At 67.3% G+C, this 13,224-nt stretch carries 11 protein-coding genes; 10 read left to right on the plus strand and 1 reads right to left on the minus strand.

From position 1 onward, the window contains the following. Positions 1 to 83: 83 nt before the first annotated feature. Both ACQKDV_RS14290 and ACQKDV_RS14295 read left to right on the plus strand, forming a co-directional pair. Entirely contained in the window at positions 84 to 815 is a 732-nt protein-coding gene (locus tag ACQKDV_RS14290; RefSeq protein WP_427784519.1) for a hypothetical protein, read from the plus strand. Beyond that, a complete protein-coding gene (locus ACQKDV_RS14295) occupies positions 812 to 1,432 on the plus strand; it encodes an HAD family hydrolase (protein ID WP_427784520.1) in 621 nt (206 codons plus the stop codon). Before ACQKDV_RS14290 ends, ACQKDV_RS14295 begins: the two co-directional genes overlap by 4 nt. Before the next feature lie 245 nt (positions 1,433 to 1,677). Here ACQKDV_RS14295 and ACQKDV_RS14300 read toward each other — a convergent pair whose 3' ends face one another. Further along, a complete protein-coding gene (locus ACQKDV_RS14300; RefSeq protein WP_079223403.1) occupies positions 1,678 to 2,616 on the minus strand; it encodes a carbohydrate kinase family protein in 939 nt (312 codons plus the stop codon). A 283-nt stretch (positions 2,617 to 2,899) separates the two neighbouring features. On the opposite strand from ACQKDV_RS14300, the gene ACQKDV_RS14305 reads away from it, so the two are divergent. The 8 genes from ACQKDV_RS14305 to ACQKDV_RS14340 all read left to right on the plus strand — a co-directional run bounded on the left by ACQKDV_RS14305 (position 2,900) and on the right by ACQKDV_RS14340 (position 13,113). Continuing rightward, positions 2,900 to 3,946, plus strand: coding sequence for a rod shape-determining protein (locus tag ACQKDV_RS14305; protein WP_079223402.1), 1,047 nt, complete (start codon positions 2,900 to 2,902; stop codon positions 3,944 to 3,946). Positions 3,947 to 4,065: 119 nt separating this feature from the next. Next, on the plus strand, positions 4,066 to 5,118 hold the full coding sequence (gene mreC / locus ACQKDV_RS14310) for a rod shape-determining protein MreC (protein ID WP_427784521.1): 1,053 nt from the start codon (positions 4,066 to 4,068) through the stop codon (positions 5,116 to 5,118). Further along, entirely contained in the window at positions 5,115 to 5,600 is a 486-nt protein-coding gene (gene mreD / locus ACQKDV_RS14315; RefSeq protein ID WP_367380372.1) for a rod shape-determining protein MreD, read from the plus strand. Before mreC ends, mreD begins: the two co-directional genes overlap by 4 nt. Before the next feature lie 3 nt (positions 5,601 to 5,603). Beyond that, positions 5,604 to 7,685, plus strand: a complete 2,082-nt coding sequence (gene mrdA, locus ACQKDV_RS14320) for a penicillin-binding protein 2 (protein ID WP_427784523.1) — start codon at positions 5,604 to 5,606, stop codon at positions 7,683 to 7,685. Beyond that, entirely contained in the window at positions 7,682 to 8,794 is a 1,113-nt protein-coding gene (gene rodA, locus ACQKDV_RS14325; protein ID WP_427784525.1) for a rod shape-determining protein RodA, read from the plus strand. Before mrdA ends, rodA begins: the two co-directional genes overlap by 4 nt. A 583-nt stretch (positions 8,795 to 9,377) precedes the next feature. Next, positions 9,378 to 10,526: a lytic murein transglycosylase B gene (gene mltB, locus ACQKDV_RS14330; RefSeq protein ID WP_427784526.1), complete on the plus strand. Its 1,149-nt coding sequence runs from the start codon at positions 9,378 to 9,380 to the stop codon at positions 10,524 to 10,526. Then, entirely contained in the window at positions 10,523 to 11,797 is a 1,275-nt protein-coding gene (locus tag ACQKDV_RS14335) for a septal ring lytic transglycosylase RlpA family protein (RefSeq protein WP_427784528.1), read from the plus strand. Before mltB ends, ACQKDV_RS14335 begins: the two co-directional genes overlap by 4 nt. Before the next feature lie 98 nt (positions 11,798 to 11,895). Continuing rightward, positions 11,896 to 13,113 (plus strand): D-alanyl-D-alanine carboxypeptidase family protein, encoded by a 1,218-nt coding sequence (locus ACQKDV_RS14340; RefSeq protein WP_427784530.1) that lies wholly within the window; start codon positions 11,896 to 11,898, stop codon positions 13,111 to 13,113. The last annotated feature ends 111 nt before the right edge of the window (positions 13,114 to 13,224 follow it).

The raw sequence follows: 13,224 nt of genomic DNA on the forward strand, positions 1-13,224 counted from the left end.
GACCGTTTGAGCCTGAAGTCGTCCTTGCCTAGGCAAGGACAACACGGTATCTACACAGCAGCGTAAACACGAAGGACTTCCGCATGAAACGACTGATCCTGATCACCGCCTGCGCCCTGGCCCTGGCCGCCTGCAGCAACCCCGAGGAAGAACGCAAGGCACAGGAAGCCGCCGCTGCCGCCGTCCAGACGCAGAAGGAAGCCAAGGCCGAGGACGTCGCCAAGCAGTACGACACGGCCGTGGCCGCGCAGGATTGGGAACGCGCGCGCATCCACGGCGGTTCGCTGCTGGACCAGTACAAGGACACCGCCGCGGCCGAGCGCATCGCCGCTGGCTTCGATGAGGTGAAGGCCAAGGCCGATGCCGCGCGCGATCTGCGCCGCATGCAGGCGCTGTGGCAATACAACGAGATTGCGGTCGGCAGCAAGGGCAAGCAGGTCTCGGCCACCATTTACAGCAAGGAACGGGTGGACGTGGACGGCAGCGGTGCCAAACCGGTGCAGCTGGTGTTCCGCGACCATCCCGAGTGGAAGCGCCACGCCTACCTGGTGCTGCAGGCCGGCGATTTCCGCTGCCCGCAGTGCTCGGTGAAGGTGACCGTGGACGGTGGCAAGCCGGTTTCGATGGCCGCCTGGCGCCCGAAGACCGACGAGGCCATCGCCATGTTCATCACCGACCAGAAGGCGCTGTGGAAGCTGGCGCAGAAGGGCAAGTCGATCAGCATCGAGTTCCCGGTGAAGGCCGGTGGCACCCGCACGGCGGTGTTCGAGACCGGCGGCGTGGACACCAGCCGCATGCCGCAGTGGTGGAAGTGACGGCCAGCGCCGTGGTGGCGCCGGCGCTGTCGGCGGTGCGCCACTGGGTGTTCGACATGGATGGCACGCTGACCGTGGCCATGCATGATTTCGAGCGCATCAAGCGCGAACTGGGCATCCCGCCGGGTGAGGACATCCTGGTGCATCTGGCGGGCCTGCCGGGCGTGGAGGCGACCCAGAAGCACGCCTGGCTGCTGGAACACGAGCGTGGCCTGGCCGAAGATGCGATGCCGGCGCCCGGCGCGGTCGAGCTGCTGCGCGCGCTGGCGGCGGCGGGTTGCCGGCTGGGCATCCTGACCCGCAACGACCATGCGCTGGCGAAGCTGACGCTGGACGCGATCGGGGTAGGGGACCTGTTTGATGACGGCGACATCATCGGCCGCGACGAAGCCGTCCCCAAGCCGTCGCCTGATGGCGTGCAGCAGCACCTGCGGCGCTGGGGCATCGGTGCCGAAGCGGTGGTGATGGTGGGTGACCACGCCTACGACCTGGACTGTGGCCGCGCAGCGGGTGCGCGCACCGTGCTGGTCAACCTGCCGGAAAACCCATGGCCAGGCCGTGCCGATTGGCATTTCGCCGATTGCCGCGCGTTGTTGTCGGCCTGGCAGGCCGCATGACCGTGTAGAGCCGAGCCCACGCTCGGCTGCTCTGCGGTCAGGTCGCGCCGACGCGCGCGAAAGCCGAGCATGGGCTCGGCTCTACAGAGAGCAGGCAGCGATTCGACTGGAGGTTCCGGCCGTGTCGACCAAGGTCGACACCTACCAGAGCAGGTCCAGATAACGCGTCGGGTGGAGAGCCCCCTTGTTGTTCAAGGGGGCGCGCCGAAGGCGCGGGGATAAGGTGAAATGCGCGGGCAATTTGGTTACGCGCCGAGCGCGTAGCCAAATTGCTGCTTGAACTGGTCGTGGAACTCTTCAAAGGTGAAGCGCTGGTTCTGCGTGCCCGGGTGCTCGACCTTCAGCGCGCCCATCAGGTTGGCCATGCGGCCGATGGTCAGCCAGTCGTAGCCCTTCTCGATGCCGTAGATCAGGCCGGCGCGGAAGGCGTCGCCACAGCCGGTCGGGTCGACCACGCGGCGCTCGTGCGCCGGCGGGATGTCGTAGCTCTTTTCCGGGGTGTGGATGACCGCGCCCTTCGGACCACGGGTGGTGATGTAGGCCTTCACCCGGCTCACGATCTGCTTCTCGTCCCAGCCGGTGCGTTCCTGCAGCAGGTTCGACTCGTAGTCGTTGACCACCACGTAGTCGGCCTGCTCGATGAAATCACGCAGCTCCGGGCCGTTGAACAGCGGCAGGGCCTGGCCGGGATCGAAGATGAAGGGGATGCCGCATTCCAGGAACTCGGCCGCGTTCTGGATCATGCCGTCACGGCCATCGGGGGCGACGATGCCGAAGGTGACGCCCGGCACGTCCTTCACGTGGTTCTCGTGCGAACGCATCATCGCGCCCGGATGGAACGCGGTGATCTGGTTGTTGTCGTGGTCGGTGGTGATGAAGCACTGCGGGGTGAACATGTCTTCCAGCACGCGGACCTGGCTCAGGTCGATGTCCATGCGCTCGAAGTGCTCACGGTACGGTGCGAAATCCTGGCCGACGGTGCCCATCGGGATCGGGCTGCCGCCCAGCAGCTTCAGGTTGTAGGCGATGTTGCCGGCGCAGCCACCCAGTTCGCGGCGCATGCGTGGCACCAGGAAGGACACGTTCAGGATGTGCACCTTGTCCGGGAGGATGTGATTCTTGAACTGGTCCGGGAACACCATGATGGTGTCGAAGGCAAGAGAACCACAGATCAGAGCGGACATCGATGTAAGCCTATTCGGTGAATTTTGGGGGTGGCCCGCTGGCGGCGGCCAGCAAGCAAATGGCGCCCTTGGGCGCCCGACGGCGCAAAGGTTACCTGCTGGTGCCGCTCAGGGCCAGAACCGGGTGATGCCCGATCAGGCCGAAACGCAGCCAAGTCGCGGGTTCAGCTAGTTTTTTCCTTGCTCGCCGGGAAGCGGGTTGCTAGGCTTGTCGGCCTCGAATTCTGCCCATTTTTTCGCCATCCCGCGGCGGGCACGACACCCCTCAGGACTCCTTCCTCAGATGTTCAAGAAACTCCGTGGCATGTTCTCCAATGACCTGTCCATCGACCTGGGCACGGCCAACACCCTTATCTACGTGCGCGGGCAGGGGATCGTGCTGAACGAGCCGTCGGTCGTGGCCGTGCGCCAGGACCGTGCCATCGGTGGCACCCGCTCGGTGGCAGCCGTGGGCGCCGAGGCCAAGCAGATGCTCGGCCGTACCCCGGGCCACATCACCACCATCCGCCCGATGAAGGACGGCGTCATCGCCGATTTCACCTATACCGAGGCGATGCTCAAGCACTTCATCAAGAAGGTGCACAAGTCGCGCGTGCTGCGCCCGAGCCCGCGCGTGCTGGTCTGCGTGCCGGCCGGTTCGACCCAGGTCGAGCGCCGCGCCATCCGTGAATCGGCCGAGGAAGCCGGTGCCCGCGATGTGTTCCTGATCGAAGAGCCCATGGCCGCCGCGATCGGCGCCGGCATGCCGGTCACCGAGGCGCGCGGTTCGATGGTCATCGACATCGGCGGCGGCACCACCGAAGTGGCGGTGATCTCGCTGAACGGCATCGTCTATTCGGCCTCGGTGCGTATCGGTGGCGACCGTTTCGACGAGTCGATCACCAACTACGTGCGCCGCAACCACGGCATGCTGATCGGTGAAGCCACCGCCGAGCGCATCAAGGTCGAGCTGGGCTGCGCCTACCCGCAGGCGGAAGTGATCGAGATGGAGATCTCCGGCCGCAACCTCGCCGAGGGTGTGCCGAAGATGATCAAGATCAGCTCCAACGAAGTGCTGGAGGCCCTGCACGAGCCGCTGTCGGGCATCGTCAGCGCGGTCAAGCTGGCCCTGGAACAGACCCCGCCGGAACTGTGCGCCGACGTCGCCGAGCGCGGCATCGTGCTGACCGGTGGTGGCGCCCTGCTGCGCGACCTGGACCGCCTGATCTCCGAGGAAACCGGCCTGCACGTGCAGGTGGCCGACGACCCGCTGACCTGCGTGGCCCGCGGTGGTGGTCGTGCGCTGGAACTGGTCGACATGCACGGCAACGAGTTTTTTGCGCCGGACTGAGGCTTGCCGCCTGCCCGCGCCTGCAGCGCCCTTCCGGGGTGTGGCCCGTTGCTGCGGGCCGGCACCGGCGGGGCGCCGCCGTGTTTCCCCTTCCGCCCTCTGCTGATTGAATCGTTGCCGTGCCGCCTTACGCCGGTCCTCCCGTAGCCTCCCGATCCGGTGACGCCGCCAGTCCACTGCGACTGCTCGCCTACCTGGCCATGGCCATCACTCTGATCGTGCTGGACGACCAGGCCGGCTGGCTGGCGCGCGTGCGCGCCCAGGCCGACGCGCTGGTGCAGCCGGTGTGGGCGCTGGCCGGCCTGCCCGGCAAGCTCAGCAACCAGGTGCGCGACAATGCCGCCAGCCACGGCCAGCTGGTGGCCGAGAACCGCGAACTGCGCAACCAGCTGCTGCTGGCCAACGCGCGCCTGACCCGCCTGCAGACCGCCGCGCTGGACAACGCCCAGCTGCGCGAACTGCTGAACGTGGCCGAGCGCAGTGGCCTGGACGTGCAGCTGGCGCCGATCCTGGACATCGACCTGGACCCGGTGAAGCAGCGCCTGGTGCTGGATGCAGGCAGCCGCGATGGCGTGCACGTGGGGCAGGCGGTCATCGATGCCGGCGGCCTGATGGGGCAGGTGACCAGTACCACCGGCGGCACCTCCACCGTGCTGCTGCTGACCGATCCGGACCATGCCGTACCGGTGACCGTGGCCCGCAACGGCGTGCGCCTGATCGTCTACGGCCGTGGTGACACCCTGCAACTGCGCGACATTCCGCTGAGTGCGGGCGTGGAAGTCGGCGATGAGATCGTCACCTCGGGCCTGGGCGGTCGCTTCCCGCCGGGCTTCCCGGTCGGCACCGTCACCGCGCTGCGCCCCGATGACACCCATGCGTTCCTGGTGGGCGAAATGAAGCCGGCCGCCCAGCTGGACCGCGGCCGCGACGTACTGCTGCTGCGCCCGGGTGCGGCGGTTCGCTTGCCTGCGGCCAGCGAACCGCCACAGCCAAGTTTGCCTTCGGCAGACCAGGCTGCCGGGGGGGCATCCCACCTTAACCCCGCGCCGTCGGCGCGCCCCCCTCAACAAGAGGGGAGCTCTCCACCCGACGCTGGGTCGGCCCCGGTAGTGCCGGCCGCTGGCCGGCAACCGCAACCCACCCAACCCGCCCCGCAGGAGCCCGCACGATGAGCCGCCTGCGCGACAACCGCTGGGTGCTGCCAGCCAGCCTCGTCGTGGCTCTGCTGCTGGGCCTGCTGCCGCTGCCCGCGCTGCTGCAGCCGCTGCGCCCGTACTGGCTGGCGCTGGTGCTGGCCTACTGGGTCATCGAGGCACCGGAACGCGTGGGCCTGGGCATCGCTTTCACCAGCGGCGTCATCGCCGACCTGCTGTATGGCGGCGTACTCGGTGAGCAGGCCATGCGGTTGGTGATGCTGGCCTTCATCCTGCAGCGTTTCCGCGCCCGCATCCGTTTCTTCCCGATGTCGCAGCAGATGCTGGCCATCGGCGGCCTGCTGTTCAACGACCGCATCGTCAGTGCGCTGGTGCACATCCTGGTGGGCGAACCAACCCTGCCGTGGTCATACTGGTGGGCGCCGCTGCTGGGCATGGGCCTGTGGCCGCTGGTGTTCGTGCTGCTCGACGCCGTGCGTTTCGGCAAGCGCGGGCGCTGAACCATGATCCCGCGTCGCCAGGTCAAGAACCCGCACGCCGAGGCCGAACAGTTCCGTCGCCGCGCGGCACTGGGCTTCCTCGGCGTGCTGGTGTGCCTGCTGGGCCTGGGCGGCTGGTACTTCAAGCTGCAGGTGCTGGACCACGACATCTACGCCACGCGTTCGGAAGCCAACCGCATCAAGCCGCGGCCGGTCGTGCCGGGGCGCGGCATGATCTACGACCGCAACGGCCGCCTGCTGGCCGAGAACGTGCCTGCCTTCCGTCTGGATATCACCCCGGACAAGGTCAAGGACATGGACGCCACCCTGGAAGGGCTGGCGAAGATCATCAGCATCAGCCCCGAAGAGCTGGAAGCCTTCAACAAATCGCGCAAGGCGCGCCGCAGGTTCCTGCCGGTCACCCTCAAGCTGCGCATGACCGATGAGGAAATGGCGCGCTTCGCGGTGGACCGCTGGCGCTTCCCCGGCGTGGAGCTGGAACCCTACCTGACCCGTCGCTATCCCTATGGCGATCTGTTCGCGCACATCATCGGCTATGTCGGGCGAGTGGATGACAAGGATCTGGAGATCCTCGGCGAAGGCAACGCGGCGCTGACCCACATCGGCAAGTCGGGGCTGGAGCGCTATTACGAGCAGCAGCTGCGCGGCAAGGTCGGCTACGAACAGGTCGAGACCAACGTGCAGGGCCGCGCCATCCGCACCATCGGCCGGGTGGCGGCACAATCCGGTGCTGACCTTCGCCTGTCCATCGATGCCGACCTGCAGCGCGCCATGGTGGCCGCCTTCGGCGACCAGGAAGGCTCGGCCGTGGCGATGGACCCGCGTACCGGGGAGGTGCTGGCGATGGTCAGCCTGCCGTCGTACGACCCCAACCTGTTCGTCAACGGCATCTCGCACGCCGATTTCAAGGCGCTGAACGAGAACCCCTCGCGGCCGCAGTTCAACCGCCTGGTGCTGGGTGGCGTCGCCCCCGGTTCCACCCTGAAGCCGCTGATCGGCTTGGCCGGCCTCGATTCCGGCGTGCGCCGTCCGGAGGACAAGGTGCTGTCCACCGGCATGTTCTATCTGCCCGGCACCTCGCGCGGCTGGGGTGATGCCCACCGTGGTGGCCACGGCTGGACCGATCTGCGCAAGTCCATCGCCGAATCGGTCAACACCTACTACTACAAGCTGGCGCTGGACCTGGGCATCGAGCGCTTCGACCACTACATGGAGTACTACGGCTTCGGCCAGCCGACCGGCATCGACCTGACCGGCGAGATCGGCGGCATCCTGCCGTCGCCGGCATACAAGCGCAAAAGCCGCAAGGAAGCCTGGTACCCCGGCGACACCGTCAACATCAGCATCGGCCAGGGCGACTGGAAGGTCACCCCGCTGCAGCTGGCGCGCGGCGTCAGCGGCCTGGCCGACGGCCAGCTGCGTACCCCGCACCTGGTGATCCAGCAGCGCGAAGGTTTCGACAGCGACTGGACGCCGATGTCGCCCGGCGAGAGCAGGCCGGTCAGCCCCAACCCCAACAACGTGCAGGCCGTGCGCGAGGGCATGATGGCGACCATGCGGCCGGGTGGCAGTGGCTGGCGCGTGGCGGTGGGAGCGCCGTACGTGATGGCCGGCAAGACCGGTACCGCACAGGTCATCAGCCGCAAGGGCACCGCTGCAGTGAACCCGAAGAGCCTGCCGATGCATCTGCGCCACCGCGCGTTGTTTGTCGGCTTTGCGCCGGCAGAAAACCCGGTGATCGCGATCGCGGTGGCGGTGGAAGGTGGCGGTTACGGCGGTTCGGCCGCAGCGCCCATTGCGCGCAAGGTGTTCGATGCCTACCTGCTGGGCAAGATGCCCGAGGGCATGCAGCCGCTGGATGCCGAGCGTGGCACGACGGCCATCGGGGTGACCGCCTTCGACAACGAAGACCCCAGCGCGCGCCCGGCCGGCGACGCCGCGGCCGCCCAGCTGGGCGAGCATGCGGTGCGGGTCGGCATGCCCGCGCCGGAACCCTCGCCTGCACCTGCGCCGGGTACGCCCGCCGCACCCGCTGCCGCCTTGCCGGCCAGCCCCCGTCCCACGCCTGCGGAACCGGCACGATGAGCGATTTCCTGCGCTGGGCCGGCGACATGCTGCGCCGCTTCTTCAGCACCCTGGACTGGGTGTTGTGCCTGGCCTTGGGCGCGTTGATGGTGATCGGCCTGGCCACGCTGAAGAGCGCGGGCGGCGACAGCCTGGTGATGGCCCAGGGCGCGCGCTTCGTGGTGGGCATGGCGGCGTTGTGGGGCATTTCGCGGGTGCCGATCCTGCGCATCCGCTCGGCCACTCCGCTCATCTACGCCATCTCGATGATTCCGCTGCTGGCGGTGTTCGTGCTGGGCACCGGCAAGTACGGCCGGCAGTGGCTGGACCTGAAGTTCTTCTACCTGCAGCCGGCCGAGCTGTTGAAGGTCAGCCTGCCGATGATGGTGGCCTGGTACCTGCACCGCATGCCCCTGCCGCCGCGCTTCAATACGGTGCTGGTGGCACTGGTCATCATCGGTGTACCGACCGGCCTGGTGATGCTGCAGCCGGATTTCGGTACTGGCGTGCTGATTGCCGCCAGCGGTGTGTTCGTGCTGCTGCTGGCCGGCCTGCCGTGGTGGTGGGTGGGCCTGGGCGTGGGTGGCGTGGCCGCGGTCGCGCCGCTGGCCTGGTTCTGGCTGCTGCGGCCGTACCAGAAGGATCGCATCATGATGTTCCTCGACCCGGAGATGGATGCGCTGGGGGCGGGCTGGAACATCATCCAGTCGAAGATCGCGATCGGCTCGGGCGGCTTCGACGGCAAGGGCTGGGGCGAAGGCTCGCAGTCGCACCTGAACTTCATTCCCGAGCAGACCACCGACTTCGCCTTCTCGGTGCTGAGCGAGGAATTCGGCTGGATGGGCGTGGCCCTGGTGCTGACCCTGTACCTGGTGGTGATCGGGCGCTGCCTGTACATCGCCAGCCAGTCGCGCGATTCCTATTCACGCCTGCTGGCCGGTGCCACCGGCCTGGCGTTCTTCGTCTATGTGCTGGTGAACGGCGGCATGATTTCCGGCCTGCTGCCGGTGGTGGGCGTGCCGATGCCGCTGATCAGCTACGGCGGTACCTCGGCGGTGTCCCTGCTGGCTGGCTTTGGTCTGGTGATGGCCGTGCGCAGCCACAACCCGGTACACGGCGGCTACGGGTAGACCCGCGCTTCCGCTTTCGTAGCGTCGAGCTTGCTCGACTGCTTTTCGCTTTCTGTAGAGCCGAGCCCGCGCTCGGCTGCTTTTCGCCGGAAGCAGCCGAGCATGGGCTCGGCTCTACCTCAAGGCGAAGCAGCATCCACGCAGCGCAGTCGCGCACGCCACGCATCACCCACACCGCTTCCGCGCCGAGAAAGTTCCAAAAAAATCTGACGCAATTCACATTTTGACGCCGTGTTGATCCGGATCAATGGACTTGTCGCAAACGGCCTGCACAATGGCGGCCCGTCCGGCACGGTGTGCCGTCTGTTGATGCAGCGCAAGGGGGCGCCGGGCGGGACGCAGTACTGATCCAAGGGATACAGGGAGCGCGGAGGTACTGCCACTGGGGAGCGGCAGCCGCGCAGGTATCGACCGGATCCGGTCGCCGGTTGCGCCTGCGGGGATGGGGGCGCAACCGGCAGCCTCTGCCTGAATGGGGCAGGCTAATCACAACGTCTTCACATTTCCCTCTGAACGCGGGCAAATCGTTGTGATTCATGGTGTTAGGGGTTTTAATTCATCCATGACCTGCTAACCTGCGACGATGATTCGACGCTCCCTGGCCTGCTTGCTCACTCTTGGTCTGGTCGCCTGCGCGACCCAGCCGACGTCCCCGCCGATTTCACACCAGGCCAGCAGCACGCCGCGCCATCCGGCCGCTAAACCCCACGCGGGCCCGGCTGAAGCCGCCCCGGAAGCAACCGCCGCCAGCGCGCCGCCGGTCGACCTGACCCCGGTGCCGTTCGAGACCGCACGCGCCACCTTCATTGCCGATACGGCCAAGCGCTATGGCCTGGCCCCGGCCGAGATCGCCCGCGTGCTCGACCAAGCGCAGGTGCGCCAGCCGATCATCGCCGCCATGTCGCGGCCCGCCGAGCGGGTCAAGCCATGGAACGAGTACCGGCCGATGTTCATCAGCAAGGCACGCATCGATGGCGGCCGTGCCTTCCTGGCCGAACACCGCGCCGAACTGGACCGCGTGCAGCAGCGCACCGGCGTGCCGGCCGAAGTGATCGTGGCCATCATCGGCGTGGAAACCAGCTACGGAAAGAACGCCGGCAGCCACCGCGTGCTCGATGCGCTGTACACGCTGGCCTTCTATTACCCGCGCAGCGGCGACCCGGCCAAGCTGGAACGCGAAGTGCGCCGCGAACTGTTCTTCCGCGATGAGCTGGCCAAGCTGTTCGAGCTGGGGCGCGAGGAAAAGCTGGACATTACCACGCTCAAGGGCAGCTACGCCGGGGCGATGGGCATGGGCCAGTTCATGCCCTCCAGCTACCTGGATTACGCCGTGGACGGCAACGGCGATGGCCGCCGCGATCTGTTCACCAGCTACGACGACGTGTTCTCGTCCATCGCCAACTACTTCGTCAAGAAGGGCGGCTGGGTGCGTGGCGGCCAGGTGGCGGTGCCGGCGACGCTGGCTGCAGGCCGTGAGGAGTTCAACCCGACCGAGTGGATGCCCACCTGGTCCCTGGCCGATCTGGCCCAGCGCGGCTACCAGCCCAGCGTGCCGGTGCAGCCGGGTGCCACCGCCACCCCGGTCACGCTTGAAGGCAGCACCGGCAAGCAGTACTGGCTGGGCTTCCAGAACTACTACGCGATCACCCGCTACAACCTCTCGAAGATGTACGCGATGGCCGTGTTCCAGTTGTCGCAGGCCATTGCCGGACAGGAGCTGCCCCCGGCATGAACATCAGATGGCTGGTCCCCGGAATGGTCGTACTGGCCCTGGCGGCCTGCAGCAGCGCACCGGACAAGCCCAGTGCCGGCCATGGCGGCAAAGTGCCCAGCACCGTGGTGCAGGGCAAGGGCGGGCGTCCGGCGCACTGCCCGGACGGTTCGCCGTATGCGGCCGCCACCGAAGACCTCAGCACGCGCGGCAACTACACCGCAGGCGGGCTGTACAAGCCGGGGGTGAAGGACTCCACGCCCACCTACGTGCCCAACGTGGCCTGCATCCCCGAACCGGAAGTAACTGCCGTCGAGCGCTCGGTGATCGGCAACAAGTCGCCGTACGTGGTGCTGGGCAAGTCGTACAAGGTGCTCGACGACACCCATGACTATGTCGAGCGTGGTACCGCCTCGTATTACGGCGCCAAGTTCCATGGCCGACTGACCTCCAACCGCGAGGTCTATGACATGTACCAGTTCACCGCCGCGCACAAGACGCTGCCGCTGCCCAGCTTCGCCCGCGTCACCAACCTGGACAACGGCGAATCGGTGATCGTGCGCGTCAATGATCGTGGCCCGTTCCATGATGGCCGTGTGGTCGACCTGAGCTATGCCGCTGCCGTGCGCCTGGGCATCACCCAGCGTGGCACCGGCAACGTGGAAGTGCGCGCGCTGCAGCCGGGCGAAAGCAACCTGCTGGCGCAGAAACCGTCGCGCCGCGAGCGCCGTGCGGCCGAAGCTGCTGTTGCAACCACGACCGTCGCCGCCGCACGCCCGGCGGCAACCCCGCGTGCTGCGCCCAGCGATATCGACCGGCTGGTCCAGCGCCTGCCGGCCGACGGCGCACCTGCCCGTGGCCAGGCCGCCACCACCCAGGCCGCCAGCAGCGCGTTGCCTGAAGTGGCCGTCAGCAGCCTGCCGCCTGGCGCAGCGCCCCCGCGCAGCGTCGCCGCACCGCCGGCCGTTGCCGCCGCAATGCCGCGAGCCACCGCGGCTCCCGCTCCTCGCAGCACACCTGTTGCCGCCGCCCCTGCGCCGACGCTGTCGCAGCAGGTGGTGGGCGCGGTGATGGTGCAGGTGGCCAGCTTCTCCAGCCGTGACAACGCGACCCGCGCGATGGGCCAGCTCAACGCAGCCGGCATTGTGGGGGCCACCATCAGCGACATCGCCGCCGGTGGCCGTACCCTGTTCCGCCTGCGCGTACCGGCCAGCGACCATGCAAGCGCTGCGGAACTTGTCGGCCGCATCGCCGGTCTCGGCCTGGGTGCGCCGCAGATCGTCAAGGATTGATCCGCCCGGGCCGGTGCTGCCGGCCCTTGCCATACCGGCCTTACAATGGCCGTTCGTACCACCCTCCATTCTGGCCGTCCCCTGGAGCCTGCAGTCCAATGAATTTCCGTTCCGCCGCCACCGCCCTGGCCGCCACCCTGGTGGTCGGCCTGGCTTCCGCCCAGACGCCGCTGCCGACCCCGGCCACACCGGCGCCCGCTGCTGCAGCCGCTCCGGCGGTCGTGGCCACCCCGCCGGCCCCGGTGCCCAGCGCGTTCAAGGCTTACATCCTGATGGACTACGCCACCGGCCAGGTGCTGGCGGGTGAGAACGTCCACGAACAACTGGCCCCGGCCAGCATCACCAAGGTGATGACCTCCTATGTGCTCGCCGCCGAGGTCAAGAACGGCAAGGTCCGCGCCGACGATCAGGTGATGATGAGCGAGCGCGCCTGGCGCGAAGGCGGCGCCGGGACCGACGGCAGCTACAGCGGCTTCCCGGTCAACCAGACCGCGCGCCTGGAAGACATGGAAAAGGGCATGGCGATCCAGTCCGGCAACGACGCCGCGATCGCCCTGGCCGAGCACGTGGCCGGCAGCGAGGAAGCTTTTGCTTCGCTGATGAACAGCTACGCCGCCAAGATCGGCATGAAGGATTCGCACTTCGTCAACGCCCACGGCCTGAGCGCCGAAGGCCACCACAGCACTGCCTACGACCTGGCGCTGCTGGGTCGCGCGATGGTGCGTGACTACCCGGAAACCTACGCCTACAACAAGGTGAAGGAATTCCAGGTCGGCAATATCAAGCAGCAGAACCGCAACCTGCTGCTGTGGCGCGATGGCAGCGTGGACGGCATCAAGACCGGCCACACCTCCGAAGCTGGCTACTGCCTGATGAGCTCGGCCCAGCGTGGCGACCAGCGCCTGATCGCCGTGGTGCTGGGTGGTTCGTCGGAAAAGCAGCGTGCCGATGACAGCCTGGCCCTGCTGAACTGGGGTTTCCGCTTCTTCGAAACCCATCGCCTGTATGAGCCGGGCAAGGCCGTGGCCGAGCACAAGGTGTGGAAGGGCACCACCGACAAGGTGCAGCTGGGCGTGGCCCAGCCGATGCTGGTGAGCGTGCCGCGCGGTCGCTACAACGATCTGAAGCCGAGCATCGACGTGCCCAAGACCCTGGAAGCTCCGTTCACTGCCGGCCAGCAGATCGGTACCGTCAAGGTGACCCTGGATGGCAAGGTCGTGGCCGAAGCCCCGCTGGTGGCCGTGGCCGCCGTCGAACAGGCCGGCTTCTTCAAGCGCCTGTGGGACAGCTTCTGGATGTGGTGGGAATCGGAATGATCCACGCCCCGGCGTGGTGAATGGGAAAGGCCGGCGAAAGCCGGCCTTTTTCGTGCGAAAAAAAGGGGACGGAGGGGATTAAGTCGTTTGTGCACAAACGACTTAATCCCC

It is taken from the genome of Stenotrophomonas sp. NPDC077659 (genome assembly GCF_050268705.1).
GTDB lineage: Bacteria > Pseudomonadota > Gammaproteobacteria > Xanthomonadales > Xanthomonadaceae > Stenotrophomonas.

What these genes read in the sequence shown, in the direction of transcription:
- ACQKDV_RS14290 (WP_427784519.1), top strand. Translation starts at nt 84, where the DNA reads ATGAAACGACTGATCCTGATCACCGCCTGCGCCCTGGCCCTGGCCGCC.
- ACQKDV_RS14300 (WP_079223403.1), bottom strand. Translation starts at nt 2,616, where the DNA reads ATGTCCGCTCTGATCTGTGGTTCTCTTGCCTTCGACACCATCATGGTG.
- ACQKDV_RS14305 (WP_079223402.1), top strand. Translation starts at nt 2,900, where the DNA reads ATGTTCAAGAAACTCCGTGGCATGTTCTCCAATGACCTGTCCATCGAC.
- mreD (WP_367380372.1), top strand. Translation starts at nt 5,115, where the DNA reads ATGAGCCGCCTGCGCGACAACCGCTGGGTGCTGCCAGCCAGCCTCGTC.
- mrdA (WP_427784523.1), top strand. Translation starts at nt 5,604, where the DNA reads ATGATCCCGCGTCGCCAGGTCAAGAACCCGCACGCCGAGGCCGAACAG.
- rodA (WP_427784525.1), top strand. Translation starts at nt 7,682, where the DNA reads ATGAGCGATTTCCTGCGCTGGGCCGGCGACATGCTGCGCCGCTTCTTC.
- mltB (WP_427784526.1), top strand. Translation starts at nt 9,378, where the DNA reads ATGATTCGACGCTCCCTGGCCTGCTTGCTCACTCTTGGTCTGGTCGCC.
- ACQKDV_RS14335 (WP_427784528.1), top strand. Translation starts at nt 10,523, where the DNA reads ATGAACATCAGATGGCTGGTCCCCGGAATGGTCGTACTGGCCCTGGCG.
- ACQKDV_RS14340 (WP_427784530.1), top strand. Translation starts at nt 11,896, where the DNA reads ATGAATTTCCGTTCCGCCGCCACCGCCCTGGCCGCCACCCTGGTGGTC.